This window comes from Chitinophaga sp. sic0106, from assembly GCF_019219075.1.
Classification (GTDB): Bacteria; Bacteroidota; Bacteroidia; order Chitinophagales; family Chitinophagaceae; genus Chitinophaga.
Genome location: NZ_JAHUWJ010000003.1, coordinates 433,459 through 453,154, shown reverse-complemented (window position 1 = coordinate 453,154; position 19,696 = coordinate 433,459). Strand labels below are relative to the sequence as shown.

Here is a 19,696-nt window from a genome sequence, read left to right as displayed (position 1 = left end):
CACGCTACGCGTCTTTCCAGGCCGAAGGCCCTGGAAAGACGCGTACCAATCAATGCATTCTATCCCCTCTTACTTCAATTTCCTTTAAAATATCCGCTTCGCGCGCCAGCCATTCCTGCCAGCGGTTGCGCACCTTTTCTTCATCAAAATATTCATTGGCAAGATCTATAAACAGGCGGTAGTGGCCGGCTTCGGAGATCATGAATTTGCGGTAGAACTCGCGCAGGTATTCATCTTCGAGGCCTTCGCTGAGCAGGCGGAAGCGCTCACAGCTACGTGCTTCGATGAGGGCGAATATGAGGAGGTTGTCCAGCAGGGCGTCTTCGGCACTGCCACCTTTTACTTTAAATTCCAGGAGCGCATTAACATAATCGTCCTTTCGTTGTTTACCCAGTTGCAGGCCTCTCTTTTTCAATTCGGCCAGCACCTGGCGGAAATGCCCCCATTCTTCCGTAACGATGGGCGCCAGTTCTTCTACCAGGCGGGTCCTGTTCGGATTGCGCTGGATGAGGGAGATGGCGGAGGATGCGGCTTTTTGTTCGCAGTAGGCGTGATCTGTCAGGATATCTGTCAGGGATATAGCTGCCAGGTTCACCCAACGGGGATCTGTTGGGAGTTTCAGGCCTAATATGGAAACTTTACTCATGATATTTTTGAAAATGTAATTTTTGCGAAGATAAGTTTGATTTTTAACTTGACGGGTATTATGGACCACATCTTACAACAACAGCTGCAGGAGCGGCTGGCGCAGCATTCCTTCCGCAGCTTGCGGCAAACGGGCAATCTGGTGGATTTTTGCTCTAATGATTACCTGGGAATGGCCCGCAGCGGGGCTATGCAGGAGGCGGTGCATACACTCCTGCAGGAGCGGCCGCATTGGCAGGGCAGTACCGGTTCCAGGCTGCTGGCTGGTAATTATGCCTGGATAGAAGAGGTGGAGCAGGACCTGGCGGCGTTTCACCAGGCAGCTGCGGGATTGATTTTCAATTCCGGCTATGATGCCAATCTGGGATTTTTTAGTACAGTGCCGCAGCGCGGGGATACGATTGTATATGATCAGCTGATCCATGCCAGTATCCGCGACGGGGTGAGGTTGAGTAAAGCCCAGTCGTTTTCTTTTCAGCATAACGACCTGGTTGATCTAAGGGCGAAAATAGAGCGGGCGGCGGGGCGTGTATTCGTGGCTGTAGAGTCGGTATACAGCATGGATGGCGATATGGCGCCGCTGGTGGCCATGGCTGCTATGTGCCGCGAGCTGAATGCTTTGCTGGTAGTGGACGAAGCACATGCTACAGGTGTGATAGGAGCGAAGGGAGAAGGGCTGGTGCAGCAGCTGGGGCTACAGGAGCAGTGTTATGCAAGAATACATACGTTTGGAAAAGCGGTGGGTTGCCATGGTGCGGTGGTATTGGGTTCCAAAGTGCTGCGTGATTACCTGATCAATTTTTGCAGGGCTTTCATTTATACGACGGCGTTACCACCGGCCTCTATCGCAGCTATACAGGCCGCATATAGTTTATTCCCTTATATGCCTGAGGCGAGGCAGCAGTTACAGGAGCTGGTAGCCTATTTCAGGGCAGGTGCTGCCAGATTGGAATTAATTGCCAGTGATACACCGATACAGGCGGTGGTTACTAAAGGTAACGAATATACGAGAACAGTGGCGGCGGCGTGTCAGTCGGCCGGACTGGATGTACGTGCCATCCTGCATCCTACCGTGCCCAAAGGAGAGGAGCGGTTGCGCATTGTATTACACAGTTACAATACCAAAACGGAGATAGACCAGTTGTTGCAGGTCTTAAAACAGTGATGGTAATAATCTAAAATTGGTGTACTTTAGAAAGTACATTCTGTGAAATCATATGAGAATTATCCCCGCAGTAATCGCAGGCGCTGTCACCTTATCACTGACCTGGGCGCTCAACACCAAAATAGGATCGGTTCCGCCACTAGGTAAGTTATTGAGTCCTCAGCAAGGCTTCTGGATGAACGCCGAGCCAATCGACGCTACCCGCGACCTTGTGCAGCTGCCGGGTTTCAAGGGTATGGCCGAAGTGTGGTTTGATGACCGGATGGTGCCGCACATCTTCGCTAAAACAGAGGCAGATGCGTATTATGTGCAGGGATATATTACTGCCCGTGACAGGCTTTGGCAGATGGAGTTGCAGACTTTTGCAGCGGCTGGCAGGCTGTCGGAGATCCTGGGGCCTTCCATGGTAAATTATGACCGGGAAACGCGCAGGCGTGGGATGGGCTATGGTGCGGAGCAGGCGCTGAAGGAGATGCTGGCGAATCCTGAAACCAAGGTGGTGCTGGAGTCTTATGCCGAAGGTGTGAATGCATATATCGCTACGCTCACGGACGCTACTCTGCCGGTAGAATATAAAATCCTCGACTATCAACCGCAAAAGTGGGAGCTGATTAACTCCGCTTACCTGCTGAAATATATGGCGCACGACCTCGCCGGCTTTGCTAACGATCTCGAATATACGAAGGCGCGTCAGTTGTTTGATATCAAGGACTTCAATCTCTTATATCCTGATTTCCTGGACAGCACAGATCCTATCATTCCGAAAGGGACGGCTTACCAGGCAGCTACGGTAAAGGCGGTAGCGCCGCCGGACAGCGTGCTGGCGCTGGATGCAGCGTTTATGAAATACCGTACCAACAACCCGAACCCTGCCAATGGCAGTAACAACTGGGCAGTGGGCGGAGCTAAAACCAGGCTGGGCGCGCCGATTCTTTGCAGTGATCCGCATCTGGGATTAAGTTTACCATCGCTGTGGTATGAAGTGCAGATCAATACACCGGATATGAATGTGTATGGTGCGAGTTTGCCGGGAGCGCCGGGGGTGATTATTGGCTTCAATGATAATATTGCCTGGGGGGTAACCAATGGAGAGGAAGATGTAAAGGACTTTTACCGCATGGAGTTCCGCAATGGCCGTAAGGAGTACTTGTTCAATGGTGCTTATCGTGCGGCGGACCAGCGGGTGGAAACAATCAAGGTGCGGGGAGGTGCTACGGTGTACGATACAGTTGCTTACACCGTGTGGGGACCGGTGATGTATGATAATACTTTCCCAGAGCACACTGCCAGCCAGCAGTTCCTGGCTATGCGCTGGAAGGCGCTCGATCCATCCAACGAGTTTCTGACCTTTTACAAGCTAAATAAAGCCAAAAATTACGATGATTACCTGCAGGCGCTGAGTACTTACCAGTGTCCGGCCCAAAACTTCGTATTTGCGTCTAAAACGGGCGATATTGCTATCTGGCATAACGGGCAGAATCCGGTGCGCTGGAAGGACCAGGGTAAGCTGATTATGCCTGGCTCCGACAGTATCTATGCCTGGCAGGGCTACATTCCGCATGACCAGCTGCCGCATATCAAGAATCCTGCGCGTGGCTTTGTCAGTTCCGCCAATCAGCGTGCTACTGACAGCACCTATCCTTATCGTTTGTATGGCGAGTTCGATCTTTTCCGCGGCAAGCGCATCAACGAAAAGCTGACGGCGATGTCCGGCATAACACCGCAGGACATGATGACGCTGCAAAACGACAACTACAATGATTTTGCGGCTACGGCGCTGCCGATGCTGCGTAGGCATATAGACACTGCCGCTTTAAATGATCAGCAGCGTGCGTACTGGCGGGAGCTTTCCGGCTGGGATGCGGTGGCTTCGGCGGAGAGTCGCGGCGCTACGCTGTTTAACCAGTTCTGGATGCACTTTGAAGATACCATCTGGCTGGATGAGCTGCATCCGAACGACAGCGTGTACCTGCCGTTTCCGCAGTCGGCCGCCACGTTGATGCTACTGTTAAAAGATACTTCCTTTAAATTCATCGATAACATTCACACCCCGCAGCGGGAAACCTTATCCGACCTGGTGCGCGATGCTTTTGTAGCCACTGCTGCGGACGCCGCTGCGGCTGATAAAGAGGGTAAGTTGGCACTGGGCAAGTACCGCGGTACTGATATTCGTCACCTCACGCGGGTGCTGAAGCCATTCGGTGCTAATAATCTGAACACTGGCGGAGGTACGCACATTGTGAATGCCACCAAGAAAACCCATGGCCCGTCGTGGCGAATGGTGGTGCAGTTGTCGGATAAAACCGAGGCTTATGGCATTTATCCTGGTGGCCAGAGTGGTAACCCCGGCTCTCCTTATTACGAGAACGCTGTTGGCGACTGGGTAACCGGCAAATACTACCTGCTGCACATTTTCCGCCCGGAGGACAAGGATGATCCGGTGATACGCTACAAGGCTGTTTTTGCCGGCAAATAAAAAATCTTAAAGAAAATTTGGTAGGGAATGAATAATTCCTATCTTTGCACTCCCAATTGAAAAGAGGGTGATTGATTCCGTAGCTCAGTTGGTAGAGCAATACACTTTTAATGTATGGGCCCTGGGTTCGAGTCCCAGCGGGATCACAGGAAAGAACGCTTTAGAATGTAATTCTAAAGCGTTTTTTTATTGTTCTTCTTCATATATTAAAAGCGAAATACGTTATTTTTGATATATGCATATTCAAGCACTTCAACTCAAAAACTTCAAGCGATTTACTAACCTTAAAGTTCAGGATATTCCTGAGAATACTAAACTTGTGTTGCTGATTGGAAGCAATGGAAGTGGTAAGAGTTGTGTGTTTGATGCGTTTGCTCATTTGGAAAATCTTTATGGGAAAGATTATAAGGATGCAGCATTGACTATCCAGAAGGATAAAAAGCAGCCCTCTACAGTTTTGATTCATACGCATGACCATGGAAAAAATGGTATTGAAGAAGGTAAAGGAGTGGAAAGTGGGTTGTTGACTGGTTCGAACTTTTATGGCCGTACCAGCTTCAGGCAGGTGCCACGCTTGACCAGGCGACAATTGGGCGCCGCGCAATTTAATATGAAAGGTGATGGTGATCGGGCTGCCTCATTTATAGATCGTGATGAGCGTTTTGAAAATGACCTTGAACATCTTTTTGGTAAGTTGCTGAAAGAGTTTTTTCGCACTAATGAAGATAAGTCGGAAATAAAGGAAAAGATTATAAACCCTATCAATGAAGCGTTATATCGGATTTTTAACAAGGGAAATGGTACCGCCCTTTCCTTGTTAGAAATAATTCCGCCTTTAGAAGGAAATGTAGCAGAGATAAACTTTAAGAAAGGAAACTCTGTATTTCATTATAACTATCTGAGCGCAGGAGAAAAGGAAGTATTTAATATTTTGATTAACCTTATTGCAAGAAGAGAATACTACCAGGATACTGTCTATTATATGGATGAGGTAGATCTACATCTCAACACAAGTCTGCAATATAATTTCATAAAGGAAATATCAGAAAATTGGATTCCCCCTAATTGCCAGTTGTGGACTGCCAGCCATTCCTTAGGGTTTATTGAATATGCAAACAAGGCGTTGGACGCAGTGGTGATTGATTTTGATGATCTGGATTTTGATTTGCCGCAGGTACTGGTTCCGGAAGCAAAAGATAATGCTGAAGTATATGAGATTGCAGTTGGGAAGGATTTTTTACCTTCCTTATTTAAAGATAAAGACATTTATTTCGTAGAAAATAAAGATCGGGACTTCTATGCGCTGATTGGACTTGATAATGCAGTATTTGTATCCGATAACAACAGGAATAATGTGTATCATAAAGTTCGTACATCGAGCTATAAAGGAATAGTGGATAGGGACTTTTTGTCGGATGAAGATATCATTGAAATTCGTAAGGAATATGAGCGACTGTACATTCTCCAGTATTACAGTATTGAAAACTATCTGTACCATCCTGATAACCTGAATGAGTATTATACTGCAAGGAATGTAATGTTTGATAAATCCCAATACATTTCCGATCTAATCGAGGCGAAGAACAAATGCAAAAATGAAATAATTCCTGGGTTAAGCCTTAAGAGAACGGAATATCCTTACTTTGGTGAGCCGGAGTTTAACGGGAAACCGGTGCAGCATCGCTTTAAGAATAAGCAAGAAAACTTAAATGAAGCTACTAAAGTGGCTGGGTATTTAAACAGCGATGATTTTGAGGTGTTTTATAAGTCTTTACCCATGAAGACTTATTGTACCGCATTATCACAACGACAACATATAAATAAGGCAGATTTGGCGAAGACTGTTTGGTTTAAGCAACAGTTGAGCAAGGTTATAGGTGGATAGAGGCACTTTTGATGCACCTATATGCCTTATCGAAATTTGAATTGAAAGAATCAGAAAAGTATTCGGGACTGTCTCACAAAGTGTGTAAACTTTAAAACCGGGGAGTCAAATTGATAATTATATTCTCACCCTTTTATCAAATATAGTTAAGAACTGATTAAGGATCATGCCCCAATTTTTAATGGGCATGGTCCATTTTTTTGAGGCTTCCCGTAAGGCCAGGTATACTGATTTAAGCACCGCCTCGTCTGTAGGGAATGAGAGTTTATTTTTGGTGTATTTTCTGATTTTCCCATTTAAGTTTTCTATGAGATTTGTAGTATAAATGATCTGGCGGATTTCGATGGGGAAGTCAAAAAAGACAGTTAGCTCGTCCCAATTTTCCCGCCAGCTCCTGATTGCATAGGCATATTTTACACTCCATTTGGCATCGAGACTATCAAGAGCGGCCAGTGCAGCCTGTTTTGTTGGTGCACCATATATGTCTTTCATATCCCTGGCAAACTCTTTCTTGTCTTTTCAGACCACATAGCGGCAACTGTTACGGATCTGATGTACAACGCAAACCTGCGTAGAAGACTCCGGGAATACTGATTTGATAGTACCCGTAAAACCATTTAAGTTATCAGTAGCCGTTATGAGTATGTCTTCTACACCACGTGCCTTAAGATCTGTCAGAACGGTCATCCAGTAAGCAACTGATTCATTTTTGCCCAGCCACATTCCCAGGACTTCTTTGAGACCATCCCGCTTCAAGCCCACAGCTATATAAACGGTCTTATTAACTACTTTGCTGTTCTCCCGTACTTTGAATACAATGCCATCCATCCAAACAATGAGATAAATCGGCTCTAGTGGCCGGTTTTGCCAAGCCACAATATCTTCTGTCACCCGGCTGGTAATGCGGCTGATGGTGGCCGTAGAAACATCAAATTTATATGCTTCCCTTATTTGCTCTTCTATGTCAGATACGCTCATTCCCTTGGCATAGAAAGATACGATTATCTCTTCCAGGCCCTGAACCATCCCTTCGCGCTTAGGAACGATCATTGGATTAAAACTGGCGTCACGATCTCTGGGAACTTTTATCTCTGATTCACCATAGCTGGTCTTAATCTTCTTCTTACCGTAGCCATTGCGGCTATTGCCGCTATCATTGGGTTCATGTTTGTCATAGCCTAAATGGCTGTCTAACTCACCCTCCAGCATCTTCTCTATACCCCGTTTCTGAATCTGGGCAAGAAAATCGTTTAGCTGATCGGCGGTCTTAAACTGCTTCAGAAAGTCGTCTGATAAAAAATCCTCTGTCTTCATAAAACTGTATATGCTTTAAAGTTAAAAAATCGGAGACAATCCCCGATTTTTAACATTTACACAGTTTATGAGATAGTGTCAAGTATTCTGAAAATCACCTTCCTGACAATTTGCATAACATAACTTCATGGTACTCCATAAAACATCTATACCATTGATATGGTTTTTAGGGATTAATTGGCAAGGAACTATGAGTCATCCTTGCCAATATACGTTAAATCAAACTTCCAGGAAACACCTCCACCTGTTCAATCATGTTTACAGCTTTCTCAACTTTTGCCAAAATAGAAAGAGTTTCTCGGTATTCCTTTGCCTCCGCCAACTGTGTAAACTCAATTTCTGCATTAGCGTGTTCTTGTACAAACGCCTCAATTTCTGATAATGATACTTTAAAAAATTCTTTTTTGGTGTTGATCCTGTTTAGCCTTCTGTCGGCAAATTTCCTGTGTAACTCATATTCGAGTTGTGGCGCATTTTCTGAGTAGATAATAGCATGGACATCGAACTGAAAAGGGACAGAAGCATCACCTAACTCTTTCACTCTGTCCATTGGGTCTAGACGTCTAGTCATCCCTATCTTATAAATACCATCCCCAAATGATCCCAGGTTGGATATTACATAAATGTGTCCAACTTTGGTAAGCTGTGCTTGCGCAATAGCCCGTTCTTTTCGTTCATGTGCATCCTTAAGCCTCGCTTCTAAGAGCTTTACTTGTTCTGCCAGCTCTACAGCATTTGCCGTACTGGCTCCCTGTAAATCTTTTTGCGCTTTTTCTAAGGCCTTTTGATAGCGGCGCTCTTCATCCTCCGCCTCTTTCTGTGCTTTTTCCAATTCACGCTGCGCTTTTTCCTCTTCTCGCATTTGTTCCCTAATCATTCGTTGTTCTTCTTTTTCGTCGTACTTCTTTTTTTCGTATTCGTAGGTAAGAGAAAGTTCTTCCAGTTTCAGTGTCAGGAACTCATTTGTTATAAATACATTATGGGTTACTCCTAGCTTATTGATTGTTTCAAATGCTTTAATGATTCGTTCACGGGTTTTGACAGCATTATTCCATTTAACTTTGGCAACCAGACCATCTGACTCTCCATTGAATGCAAGTAACATGAGCTTCTTATACTGATTAGTCATTTTCCGCCCTTCAACTTTACTTCCGCCAACAGTCCATTCCATAGTACATACAACAGCCTTATCGTCCTTTATTAATTTCTTCTGTTGATCAAAATTTATATCCAATGCATGTTTGAAATTTTCAGATGTATCAAAAGAATGTTGTGGCTTATGCAGCCCGTAGGAACCGATCTCTAGATTGTCTTGGTAGAGACTTAGTTCTGCCTGTAATGCTTTGTGAAGTTCCAAGCCCACTTGATATTTTTCATTTAGCTTTTTCAGTTTGTCTTGGGCTGTGTCTAATAGAGCCGCTTTTTCTTCAAGCAATACATTCTTGTCTATTACATCTTTGAACTCATTTTCATATGAGTGGATTTTGGTTAAGGCAGATGCGAGTTTAAGCTCTGTCTCTAGCAGTAATTTTTTGGATTTGTTGAAAAACATAGAGGTGCTTCTTTTTAAGTGCAATTAATTTATGAAAATTGAAATGTTGCTGTCAGCGGTTTTATTGGGTGGTGGGATACATCATCTAATGACTGATAGCCCACTTAGGCTTTACGTCATTTGGTATGCCAATTTGGTATAAGTTGAGGAATATATTACATAGTATTTTGAGATGGTAGTTTTTACATAACGTATAACTAAAATACGGATTTTCTAATATTACGTCTGTCCAAAATTTATGAACATTAATTTTACAGGCCAGACAATCCGCTTGTTTGTATTAATCTACGAGATTCCGATACTAACCAGCCTAACCATTGTTATCTAGTCGTAATACGATTAGTTTCTTTCTGATCCACCAATTCTCATATCAATAGCATAATTCTTTATATTTGTCATGTCCTTATAGTTAAAAATTCTAATCCGACGGTCGATGTCAGATATAAACACCATTATTGAGGCGCTTGTCCAGTTTCGCGATGAGCGAGACTGGAAGCAATTTCACGATTCTAAAAACTTGGCTACAGCAATATCTATAGAGGCTGCAGAGCTAAATGAACTATTTCTCTGGAAAAATGGTGATGAAGCAGAAAAGGTAGATGTAAACAGACTTAAGGAAGAGCTTGCTGATGTATTGGCCTATTGTCTTCTCCTTGCAAACAAGCATAATCTCAATGTAAAAGAAATCTTACTGGATAAGATTGCCGCAAACTCGAAAAAGTACCCTGTCGATAAAGCTAAAGGGACAGCAAAAAAATATAATCAACTATAGGATAATCTTGTAAACCACCTCCTAAACTCCCTAAAATATGATTATCTATCGCGAAACCAAAAAAGGCTTCAGTCGTGATATGCTGACCAATAATATAGAGAATATTATTGCAGATCAAATCAAAGAAAAAACTGGAAAATCGGTAGCTGCGAACGAACAGTCAATTTATAAACAATCCCTGGGCTTTATGGATCGGCTGTTAAACGATTCAGAAATCCCTGATGATGCAGGTATCCTTATTGAATATCATTTTCCGCAGAGTTCCATGCGGGCAGATTTTACCATCACCGGGTCCAACGGCGAAAAGGAATGCGTATTAATCATTGAACTCAAGGCATGGACCGAAGCAATGAAAACAAACCGCGATGGTGTTGTTGAAACAAAGTTTCGCGGTAAGTTCACGCCAACAAACCATCCGTCATATCAGGCCTGGTCTTATGCCTCATTGTTGAAATTCTACAGTGCAACAGTAGAAGATGAAGGGATTCTAGTACAGCCATGCGTATATATGCACAACTTTGATGATAAGGATGATGTCATAGGTAGTCAGTTTTACGGACACTATCTTGAAAAGGCACCTGTCTTTTACAAGCATGATGCCTTGAAATTACGTGAATTTATAAAGAAGCATGTAAGGGAGGGCGATAAAACAAATGTTATTTCAAAGATAGAAAACGGCAAAATTAGACCCGGCAAACACCTTGCAGATGCAATTGTGGCTACACTGAAAAATAACGATGAGTTTGTAATGATAGATAACCAAAAGGTCGTATTTGAAGTGGCGAAGGATAAAGCATTACATAGTAATGATCAAAATAAGAATGTAATCATCGTAAAGGGTGGCCCGGGAACCGGCAAATCAGTTGTTGCAATTAATTTGTTGGCAAAGCTCGTTCATAAAGGACGAACAGTGAAGTACGTCACCAAAACAGCAGCGCCTAGAGCCGTTTATTTACGGATGTTAAAAGGGAAAATGGACCAGGCATTCTATAAACCACTTTTTGTAAGTTCAGGTACATTTATCAGGGAACCTGAGAATGCTTATGACTGTCTCATTGTGGATGAAGCACATCGCCTGACAGAAAAATCGGGTATGTACAAGGAAGGAGAAAATCAGATCAAAGAAATTATAAACGCGAGCAAATGTTCTATCTTTTTTATTGATGAAAACCAGCGGATACACCTTGAGGATGCTGGTACAGTCAGTGAAATTGAAAAATTTGCAAAAGAAGCCGGAGCTAAGGTTGAAGTATTCGAACTCGAATCTCAATTCAGGTGCAATGGTTCTGATGGATATCTCAATTGGTTGGACAATGTATTGGCTGTACGATCAACGGCTAATTTTGTGTTCGAGAAAAAGGCGTTCAATTACGATTTTAAAGTATTAACTAGCCCCATCGAGTTGTTCAAACTAATTGAAGAAAAGAATCGTAAGAATAATAAATCCAGAATTGTAGCCGGGTATTGTTGGGAATGGAAAAGTAAAAATGACCCTTCTCAGATGGATATAGTATTTCCTGAATTTGGATTTCAGAAGCAATGGAATCTCACATCATATGGTTCTTCTTGGCTTATCGATTCCAATTCTATTAATGAGATAGGGTGTATTCATACGTGTCAGGGATTAGATCTTGATTATGTTGGCGTGATAATCGGTGATGATCTCAGATTTGAAAATGGACAGGTGCTTACAGATGCAGGTAAAAGATCAAAGGATGATCGGTCAGTCAAAGGATATAAAACTCTGGCAAAGCAAAATCTGGTGGGTGCAAACCAAGTGATGGATGAGATCATCAAAAATACTTATCGCACCTTAATGACGCGCGGTTTAAAGGGGTGTTACATTTACTGCACTGATCCTAACCTTGCTGCCTATTTCAAAGGCATGCTGCAAATAAGGCATCAATCATAAGCTGCACAGATACATTTTAATGAACTTGGAATAGCTGGTTTTATGCCAGCTATTTTCATATATTAATGATTATAAGGGACCAAACCGAAACTAGTGCTATCACTATCTCTCCCCCCATGCCGCTCCCTCAACCCCCTCATCTCCCCCTTCACCCACTCCGTACCAAATACCGGCCCGGGATAAAAATCATAATACACCAACATCTCCACCACATCACCTTCCTTTACCCGCAGATTCGCTACGTTTCGCACATACAGATTATGCTCATACAGTGAAGTAATTGTTGGGTAAGTCTCATACATCTCCGGCAGCCTAGGCTTAATCGTTGAAAGGAAAAAACTATACATCTCCTCCTGGTAATCCAACAACCGTTGCTCCCGGTGCAAAACAAAATCCTGGTAGGTAGCTGCGAATTCATCCAGTAAACAGTAGTCAGGACCCAGAATTGGCTCCAGCGGCTTGTAATATGAGCCCGGATGTGCGGCGATGTATACCGGTGTATGACTGATATCACTATCTCCCAGGTACACAGAGAACTTACGCGTTCCAAAGAAGGGATGACTAAATTGCACAGAAGAGGTAAACCCGTTACCACGACTATCAACAATCTTACCCCAATAAGGTTGAACAATATCAGGCAGTGTTAGCATACCTTGAAGATACAAAAAGGCCGGCTTCACAAAGCCGGCCTTTAAAATATCTTAATTCCTCTTCAACCACCCTGCCACTTCCTCGGCATCCTGTTCCCATCCCGGCTGCCCCAGCACAAAATGGTTCCGTTCTTTCACCACAAAATCCGTTACTGAATTGCGGTCCTTGTAGCTGCTGTATACGCGCTTACACAAATGTGCAGGTATACACTGGTCCTCTGTGCCTGCCATCATTAACAGGGGAGGATGTGGCTTTGCAAAATCTACGTAAGCCGCTTTGGTAAGGCCACCGAGGGCCGCCTTGCGTGACTCCGGAATGACCAGCTGCTCATAGGTTTGTTGCTGTACTTCCAGCGGCATGCCATTGGTAAAGGCAAACTGCCAGCGACTAAACGGCATCAGATAGGTGCTGTTCAACGAAGCCAGTAAAGGCAGGTTCGATTTGAGAAAGTTGAATTCATACGGGATAATGCCTTGCGGCATTACTGCATGAATGGCTACGCCTGCCGCAGCATGACCGCGGTTCAGCAACACCTGGGCAAACAGCCCGCCAAACGAATGGCCGATCACAATCGGTTTCTCCGGTAATTTATTAATAATGCCGATATACTGGTTGATCACGTCATCCATCGAAACGGCTGCCAGTTGCTTGTCGGGGTACCTGCCGCGGAGGGTTTTGGTGTCCGCATCTTTGCCGGGCCATGGCGGCGCCATGGTGTTGTAGCCTTTATGCTGAAAGTAGGTCTGCCATTGGTCCCAGCAGGCATGCGATACATATGCGCCAGTAATAAAGACAATAGTGGAGGAGTTGATCATGGTAATAGTTTTGAAAAACGGTATATTCAAAATTACCCGGTCCCCGTCAGGAATTCAATTGACGAATTTACCTTTTACTTGTACAAATCAGTGGAAAGACTTACCGGTATTTATGCCAAGCTTTTTCATGCGGGCGTTGAGGGTAGAAGGAGGCAGGCCCAATAGCTCCGCGGCACCGCCGGGGCCAGATACCTTTCCATTCACACTCTTTAACACCGTTATGATATGTTCCTTTTCATTCTCTGCCATCGTTTTGATAGTATGGGCGTTGTGAACCGCCGCTGCCACCGGCTGTGGCGTAAGCGCAAACTGCGTGATCTCATCTTCCCTGGTTAAAATAACCGTGCGCTCTGTCACATGATCCAACTCCCGAATGTTGCCCGGCCAGGAATAGGCCAGCAATGTTTGCATGGCTGCAGGGCCAATCTTTTTCACTGGCTTGCCAAATTTTGTGCAATACATGGCTACAAAGTGATTGGCCAGTAGCGCAATATCTCCGCCGCGCTCCCGCAAGGGCGGTATCAACACCGGAAATACATTCAGGCGATAGTAGAGATCCATCCGGAAGCGCTTTTCGCTTACTTCCTGCTCCAGGTTCCGGTTGGTAGCGGCAATCACCCGCACATCCACTTTGATCACATTACCACTGCCTAACCGTTCTATCTCCCGCTCCTGCAATGCCCGCAGCAATTTCGCCTGCATGTCCAACGGCATCTCCCCAATTTCATCCAGAAATAAGGTGCCGCCAATGGCCTGCTCAAACTTACCAATACGACGCTCCGAAGCACCCGTAAAGGCGCCCCGCTCATGCCCAAACAGTACAGATTCAATAAGCGTTGGGGGTAGGGAAGCACAATCTACCTTAACAAGCGGTCCCTTGCTTCGGTTCGATAACTGATGAATTACTTCCGCCATCCGCTCTTTGCCGGTGCCGCTTTCCCCCAGCAGTAATACACTGGTGTCCGTAGGACCCACCACCTCCAGTTGCTCCACCACCTGGTTCAGGGCCTGGCTGTTACCATAAATACCATGGAAGTTGCCGTTGGAAGCTGTCTTTTTCCTGACAGGATTTTTTAATAACGCCTCCCGGCCATTGTTATGCTGATACACCGCTATCTCCAGCATTACCAGCACATCTCTTTCCCGGTAAGGTTTTACCAGAAAGCCGTAGGGGCCCGTTTGCTTTGCCTGCTCCAGTGTGTCGCGGTTGGAGTTGGCCGACAAATACAGAAACGGAATCTCCTGCTTCTTCAGCTCCCAGGCCAGGTCTATCCCCGTTTGCGGCCCCTGGAGAAAAATGTCTATCAGTACAAAATCAGGGCTTTCCCGTTCTATCTCTTTCCTGGCACTGGCAACGGACCGGGCAATGCCGGTCACATAGTAGCCGGCTTTTTCCAGGATCATTTCCAGGTTATTGGCTTCAATAAAAACATCTTCAACAATTAAAACTTTTTTGCTCATCAGGATAAATTATACTAGTTGGGTGGAAGATTGTACAGTATCGGCTTTCAGCGTATGGCTAACGGTAAAGGTCAGCATTACCATAGTGCCATGGTCTGCGCGCATCTCCAGTTGTGCATCTATATCTTTTGCCAGTCCGCGAATAAGTCGTAATCCCAGTCCTTTAGCTTTGGTGTGTAGCAAGGCTTTGTCGATCCCTACACCATTGTCAGCAATGGTAAGCGTGGCCAGCCTGCCCGCCGCCATGGAAAAGTTGACGGTGATGCTGTTGCCCGGCTCCGGATGAGGGAACGCATATTTGATGGCGTTGGTAATCGCCTCATTCACCACCAATCCTAAAGGGATCGCCTGCGAAACATCCAGTTCTACATCTTCTACTTTAGTGTAAAAAAGTATGCGGCTATTTATGTTGTAACTTTCGGACAGATATTCTACTAATTCCGGTAAATAGGTGGCCATGCTCACCGCAGATATATTTTCATCATGATATAATTTCTGGTGGATGAGCGACATCGCATGGATCCTGTTCTGGCTTTCCTGGATGGCTTGCAGCGCCTCGTTCTGCAGGTAGGTGGACTGCGATTCCAGCAGGCTCACAATGGTTTGCAGGTTGTTTTTCACCCGGTGGTGTACCTCCCGGATCAGCCACTCCTTTTCTTCCACCAGCTGCTGCAGTATTTTGTTCCTGGCCTCTGTTTCAGCATTCACTTTTTGTTTCAGGCGATATTGATTATACAGTAATCCCACTACTATCAGCAGCACGGCAATACCTGCCATCGTAATGTTTCCTATCAGCGAGCTGCGATTCAGCCTTGCTTCCTGCAGTTCACCATTCCGTTCCAGCAGCTGAAGCTTTTGATCTTTTTGCTGGGTTTCATATTGTACTGTCAGTTCATCAAATTTCTGCCGTTGTGTGATGCTGAATGTAGAATCGGAATAACGGTGATAATCCTGATAATGCTGAATGGCGGAAACATAATTGCCTGCCATAGAATCCAGTTTGAATAAGGTATGACTTGCCGAAGCGAGGTAAGGTGGTGCTACCTTTCCGATTGGATCGTTTATCACTCTGGTAGCATATTTTCTGGCGAGTACCCCTTCATGCTGGCGCACATAAAAAGCCGCCAGCTGGCAGTAAGCATTCAGTAATTCAGTGTACATAAACTGTGGAGGGTATCGCTCCGAAATCTCCAGGAATTCCAGGTAATACTTTAATGCCTGATCACTTTCCCCTACCTTATCATGCATATAAGCCATGTGGTACAGCAGTTGCATTTGGTCAAAGTCGTTATCCGGCGGGAAATCATGTGCAACCGCTTTAGCAGTGCTCAAGGCTTTGGCATAATCATTATTGGCAGCATAAATTCTGATACGCTGTATCAGGCTTTTGTACCATATTATCTGCGTTTCCTTGGTTTTAGGGATACGTTGTGCACGGTCGTTCCAGTAAATAGCCTCTTCCGGATTGCTGCTGTTGATGGTAAGATCGCCCATTCGGGTATTGTAGAGCACCGACAGTGCAGTATCCCTGGTTTGTGCAGCGCTGGCCAGGGAGGCAACGGCATATTCCCTGCTTTTGACCAGGTCGCCCTGGATAACCTTCCAATAGGAAAGGGAGGAATAGACATATTGATGATGCTCAAACCCAATTTGTTTCTCAAGCTCCAGTACCGCCAGCAGGGCAGCTTCAAATTTCGCAGGATGAAGGCGCATCAGGTCCAGCAGCTGTACAATACTTACGCGGTACTGCATTTGTGGTAGCTTTTCTGCCTTTGCGATATGAATGCCTTCTTCCAGTTCTGCCGCACGCTTCGGATCACTCAGGGGCAGATTTTGGGCATGCAGTAAAAGTCCGTTTATCAGCATTTTTTTATTGGGCGACTTCCGCAGCAACGCGATGGCTTGTGAATAGTAGTCATTACTTCTCTCCATATCACCACCCGCACTACTCCACTCAGCCAATAGCCATAGGCTGGACACCTGCCAGTGTTTATCCTGGCTAAGGGCCACCACTTCTGTTAGTTTTTTCAGGTAGATGCCGGCGTTGTTGATGTCGGAAGGTTCCGTGCCGGGTTTGTGCAAATAGTAGGTCGCCAGTTCCGCCAGGAGCTGCATTTGTGGATCGCCCCGGAGGTCCGTTACCCAGGCGGCAGCTTCGTTGATTTTGCCGGCGTCGATCAATGCCTGTCCCGGATAGTTTTTGCCGCTGCTAAATCCTTCGTTATAGGCGAGCAGGCGACTCAGCCCAAATATATCAGCCGCATAAATAATGGCGCTATCCCTGTCCATTTTGCCCTGGGAAACGCCAAATAAATGGTTGGCCGTCGCAATTACCAATATCCGCTTCATATCCTCTGTGTAAGAGGCTGGGATTGGATTTTGTAATTGTTGGGCGCGGGACGTTGCAGCTATACAAAGTAGTATCAGCAATATTATGAATCGGGGCATGCCGGTAGCAGATTTGTTCAGACTGCTAAAGTACGTATTGTATACGGTTCATCAAAGGAGGCCGGCGGTGTCGCAGATATGTAACAGCCGGAAATTCGTGAAATTCACGCCTGCATTGTTTTTGAAGAATTTACTAAAATGCGCCAGGTCATCAAATCCCAGGGCATAGGAAATCTCTTTCATACTTTTCTTTTCATGCACCACCAACCTTTTGGCTTCCAGTATAATGCACTGCTGGATATGATAGCTGGCCGGAAAGCCGGAAGATTTTTTGATCACATGATTGAGGTAAGTAGGGGAGATGGCCAGCAGTCCTGCATACCAGGATACCTTCCGTTCTGTGATATAGTGCTCAGCCAATAACCTGAAAAATTCGCGGGCTATCTCCTGGTCGCGGCGTGTAGCCTTTTCCGGTACCACACGTTCGCCCCAGTTGCAGTAGGCCAGCAATATTTTTATCCAGCCCAAAATTATATTTTTAGGGAGAGATATATTTCTGGCGCATTCCTCGCGCACCAGGCCCAAAATCGGTTCCAGCGCGGCAGCGGCGTCCTGGTCAAGGAGATGGCAACAGGGCCGGTCTATGAAGTTATATTGGTAACGTGTATCCGTTCCCGTAATAGTCATCTGGAAATAAGCCTCAGCAATGCTGATCCGGTAGCCTTTAACATCTCCCTGAATCATACCCGATTTAAACTGACCTGGAATTAAAAGGCATACCATGCCGGGAGACAATATTACCTCATGCCCATTTATGAATAGGGTGTATACTCCTTCCTGCACCCAGATGATCTCCATGCACGACAACCGGTATTCCGTATCGATGGTATGTTGAAGGGAAACAATAGTTACTGGGTTATGTGAACCGGCTACAGTGATACTCATCATATTTCAATCTCATAATGCAATGATGCTTATACTATAAGTATGCCTTACTTTTAACCTGTTGATTCGCAGTTATTTGAATATAGTATAGGCTTAAGCGTTAGCCATATTTGGCTAAACAGTATCGTAGATTAGCGATATTTAACGAGTAGCTTACAGCACAATAGGTACACCTGGTTCGGGAATGATCGTTTTCTCCCACACTGCTTTGTCCTGCTGTAAGGCATTTCTCAGAACAGGCTCCTTTTCCTTGAAATGCGTCCAGCCTTTAAAGTGAACAGGTATCACATGTGCAGGCTTTAGCTCGTGGATGGTTTTTAATAGCTCCCTGCTGTTGAAGGTATATTTCCCCCAGCCGGTGAGGTACCTGAATTGCACCGCGCCCACGTGAAAAATCCCGATATCAATATGGAAACGCCGGCCAATCTCACCCAGACCTTTAAAGTACACCGTATCGCCGGAAATATACAACGCGCCATCTGGTAACTGCCTGCATTCAATCACAAAGCCAATTACTTCTCCTGCAAAAAACTCAGGTACCCACCATGGGTGATGTTGTGCGGGAGTAGCCGTGATTTTTAAGTCCGGAAGGCGCTGATCGGCAATAGTGAAGCTCTCCCAGGCCTTCAACCCGCGTGCATTGGGTAATATTTTAGCCGCAGCGCGGGTAGATAGCACCAATGGCACCTGCTCAGTGAGTTTCCTGCCCTCCCGGTCAAAATTATCCTTGTGCTGGTGGTGACTCAGCAATACCAGATCGATATCTGCAGCAGATATTGCTGCCGCCGGCACTGACGTCTTCCTGGAAAAACCTCCGGAACCATGATAATACAGCTTGCCCGGGGCATCCAGGGTTGGATCAGTCAGTATTTTATAACCGGCAATATCGATGAGCACACAGGCTGTATCGATGTGGGTGATGGTAATCATGCATTTGGGATCAGGTATTTAAAGATAAGTCAACTTGCGGCAACCCCAATGTATAAATCCTGCATGGCGTGGTATATTTTGTTTAACCCCCGTTTTGCCATGTTCATCGTAATTATTTTCCTACCCCCTGATTTCGTATTTCCTTTACAAAAAACTCAATACCATGAAAGATAAAAAAATATTCCTGGTGGTACTGCTGGCGTTCATTGCGCTTAACGGATGTATCACCTGTTTGCACCCACTCTATACGCTCAACGATCTTGTATTTGACAACCGCCTGCTGGGTACCTGGCAGGAAGCATCCGGAGAAAGTATCTGGAAGCTGGAAAACGTGGGTGAATCAAAGAAAGCCGATGGGAATAAATCCTCGTTGTTGGGTCTCGAAACTAAACTTTCGAGCGATAAATCCTACAAAATGACAGTAACGGAAGGAAAACAGAAGGCCGAATTCTTGTTCAACCTGGTAAAACTCGGCAATAACTATTATATTGATCTTTATCCTTCTGATCAAAGCGAGCAAAACAAATTATTGGAGGGGTCATATATCCCGGTACATATTTTTGCCCGAATAAATATCCAAACCAATAGTTTCGTGCTGCAATTTGTGAATGCGGAATTGATTTATAAGTTGTTGTCGGAGAACAGGATAAGAATAAAACACGAAATGCTGGAATATGCGAGCCTGATTACAGCTTCTACACAAGAGCTGCAGCAATTTGTAATCAAATATGCTGACTACAAGGATTTTTATGGTGAACCAGTGACTTACAGGAAAATAAAATAAG

General features: G+C 45.2%; 14 protein-coding genes, 1 tRNA gene and 1 pseudogene. 7 read left to right on the top strand and 9 right to left on the bottom strand.

Annotation, left to right across the window (positions count from 1 at the left end; genetic code table 11):
* Positions 1-49: 49 nt before the first annotated feature.
* A complete protein-coding gene (locus KW844_RS06815) occupies positions 50-646 on the bottom strand; it encodes a tRNA-(ms[2]io[6]A)-hydroxylase (RefSeq protein WP_218375959.1) in 597 nt (198 codons plus the stop codon).
* Positions 647-706: 60 nt separating this feature from the next.
* Between KW844_RS06815 and KW844_RS06810 the strand changes: the two genes are divergently transcribed.
* From KW844_RS06810 to KW844_RS06795, 4 genes are all read left to right on the top strand, one after another.
* Positions 707-1,810 carry an 8-amino-7-oxononanoate synthase gene (locus tag KW844_RS06810; protein WP_255578257.1) on the top strand — a complete coding sequence of 368 codons (1,104 nt, stop codon included), beginning with the start codon at positions 707-709 and terminating at the stop codon, positions 1,808-1,810.
* Between the two features lie 52 nt (positions 1,811-1,862).
* Positions 1,863-4,286, top strand: coding sequence for a penicillin acylase family protein (locus KW844_RS06805; protein WP_218375958.1), 2,424 nt, complete (start codon positions 1,863-1,865; stop codon positions 4,284-4,286).
* Between the two features lie 73 nt (positions 4,287-4,359).
* A tRNA-Lys gene (locus KW844_RS06800) sits at positions 4,360-4,432 on the top strand.
* Between the two features lie 89 nt (positions 4,433-4,521).
* Positions 4,522-6,171, top strand: a complete 1,650-nt coding sequence (locus tag KW844_RS06795; protein WP_218375957.1) for an AAA family ATPase — start codon at positions 4,522-4,524, stop codon at positions 6,169-6,171.
* A gap of 117 nt (positions 6,172-6,288) precedes the next feature.
* Here the strand turns inward: KW844_RS06795 and KW844_RS06790 are convergent.
* Both KW844_RS06790 and KW844_RS06785 read right to left on the bottom strand, forming a co-directional pair.
* A pseudogene (locus KW844_RS06790) lies at positions 6,289-7,485 on the bottom strand (IS256 family transposase).
* A 214-nt stretch (positions 7,486-7,699) separates the two neighbouring features.
* Positions 7,700-9,037, bottom strand: a complete 1,338-nt coding sequence (locus tag KW844_RS06785; protein ID WP_218375956.1) for a DUF4041 domain-containing protein — start codon at positions 9,035-9,037, stop codon at positions 7,700-7,702.
* 433 nt (positions 9,038-9,470) lie between these two features.
* On the opposite strand from KW844_RS06785, the gene KW844_RS06780 reads away from it, so the two are divergent.
* Positions 9,471-9,809 (top strand): nucleotide pyrophosphohydrolase, encoded by a 339-nt coding sequence (locus KW844_RS06780; RefSeq protein ID WP_218375955.1) that lies wholly within the window; start codon positions 9,471-9,473, stop codon positions 9,807-9,809.
* A 37-nt stretch (positions 9,810-9,846) separates the two neighbouring features.
* Positions 9,847-11,721, top strand: a complete 1,875-nt coding sequence (locus KW844_RS06775; RefSeq protein WP_218375954.1) for a DUF2075 domain-containing protein — start codon at positions 9,847-9,849, stop codon at positions 11,719-11,721.
* A 62-nt stretch (positions 11,722-11,783) separates the two neighbouring features.
* Here KW844_RS06775 and KW844_RS06770 read toward each other — a convergent pair whose 3' ends face one another.
* The 6 genes from KW844_RS06770 to KW844_RS06745 form a co-directional block, all read right to left on the bottom strand.
* On the bottom strand, positions 11,784-12,371 hold the full coding sequence (locus KW844_RS06770; protein WP_218375953.1) for a hypothetical protein: 588 nt from the start codon (positions 12,369-12,371) through the stop codon (positions 11,784-11,786).
* Between the two features lie 51 nt (positions 12,372-12,422).
* Positions 12,423-13,187, bottom strand: coding sequence for an alpha/beta hydrolase (locus KW844_RS06765; RefSeq protein ID WP_255578256.1), 765 nt, complete (start codon positions 13,185-13,187; stop codon positions 12,423-12,425).
* 87 nt (positions 13,188-13,274) lie between these two features.
* Complete coding sequence (locus tag KW844_RS06760; protein ID WP_218375952.1) at positions 13,275-14,648, bottom strand: sigma-54 dependent transcriptional regulator; 1,374 nt, start codon at positions 14,646-14,648, stop codon at positions 13,275-13,277.
* A gap of 9 nt (positions 14,649-14,657) precedes the next feature.
* Complete coding sequence (locus tag KW844_RS06755; RefSeq protein ID WP_218375951.1) at positions 14,658-16,997, bottom strand: histidine kinase dimerization/phosphoacceptor domain -containing protein; 2,340 nt, start codon at positions 16,995-16,997, stop codon at positions 14,658-14,660.
* 150 nt (positions 16,998-17,147) lie between these two features.
* A complete protein-coding gene (locus tag KW844_RS06750; protein WP_218375950.1) occupies positions 17,148-17,984 on the bottom strand; it encodes an AraC family transcriptional regulator in 837 nt (278 codons plus the stop codon).
* Positions 17,985-18,134: 150 nt separating this feature from the next.
* A complete protein-coding gene (locus KW844_RS06745; RefSeq protein WP_218375949.1) occupies positions 18,135-18,911 on the bottom strand; it encodes an MBL fold metallo-hydrolase in 777 nt (258 codons plus the stop codon).
* A 163-nt stretch (positions 18,912-19,074) separates the two neighbouring features.
* Here KW844_RS06745 and KW844_RS06740 point away from each other — a divergent pair, with 163 nt between their 5' ends.
* A complete protein-coding gene (locus KW844_RS06740; RefSeq protein WP_218375948.1) occupies positions 19,075-19,695 on the top strand; it encodes a hypothetical protein in 621 nt (206 codons plus the stop codon).
* Position 19,696 lies beyond the last annotated feature (1 nt).

Bases quoted from the DNA above. Each gene is read 5' to 3' on its own strand.
- KW844_RS06740 (WP_218375948.1), top strand. From the start codon at position 19,075: ATGAAAGATAAAAAAATATTCCTGGTGGTACTGCTGGCGTTCATTGCG.
- KW844_RS06770 (WP_218375953.1), bottom strand. From the start codon at position 12,371: ATGCTAACACTGCCTGATATTGTTCAACCTTATTGGGGTAAGATTGTT.
- KW844_RS06805 (WP_218375958.1), top strand. From the start codon at position 1,863: ATGAGAATTATCCCCGCAGTAATCGCAGGCGCTGTCACCTTATCACTG.
- KW844_RS06755 (WP_218375951.1), bottom strand. From the start codon at position 16,997: ATGAAGCGGATATTGGTAATTGCGACGGCCAACCATTTATTTGGCGTT.
- KW844_RS06750 (WP_218375950.1), bottom strand. From the start codon at position 17,984: ATGATGAGTATCACTGTAGCCGGTTCACATAACCCAGTAACTATTGTT.
- KW844_RS06765 (WP_255578256.1), bottom strand. From the start codon at position 13,187: ATGATCAACTCCTCCACTATTGTCTTTATTACTGGCGCATATGTATCG.
- KW844_RS06810 (WP_255578257.1), top strand. From the start codon at position 707: ATGGACCACATCTTACAACAACAGCTGCAGGAGCGGCTGGCGCAGCAT.
- KW844_RS06775 (WP_218375954.1), top strand. From the start codon at position 9,847: ATGATTATCTATCGCGAAACCAAAAAAGGCTTCAGTCGTGATATGCTG.
- KW844_RS06795 (WP_218375957.1), top strand. From the start codon at position 4,522: ATGCATATTCAAGCACTTCAACTCAAAAACTTCAAGCGATTTACTAAC.
- KW844_RS06760 (WP_218375952.1), bottom strand. From the start codon at position 14,648: ATGAGCAAAAAAGTTTTAATTGTTGAAGATGTTTTTATTGAAGCCAAT.
- KW844_RS06815 (WP_218375959.1), bottom strand. From the start codon at position 646: ATGAGTAAAGTTTCCATATTAGGCCTGAAACTCCCAACAGATCCCCGT.
- KW844_RS06785 (WP_218375956.1), bottom strand. From the start codon at position 9,037: ATGTTTTTCAACAAATCCAAAAAATTACTGCTAGAGACAGAGCTTAAA.
- KW844_RS06780 (WP_218375955.1), top strand. From the start codon at position 9,471: ATGTCAGATATAAACACCATTATTGAGGCGCTTGTCCAGTTTCGCGAT.
- KW844_RS06745 (WP_218375949.1), bottom strand. From the start codon at position 18,911: ATGATTACCATCACCCACATCGATACAGCCTGTGTGCTCATCGATATT.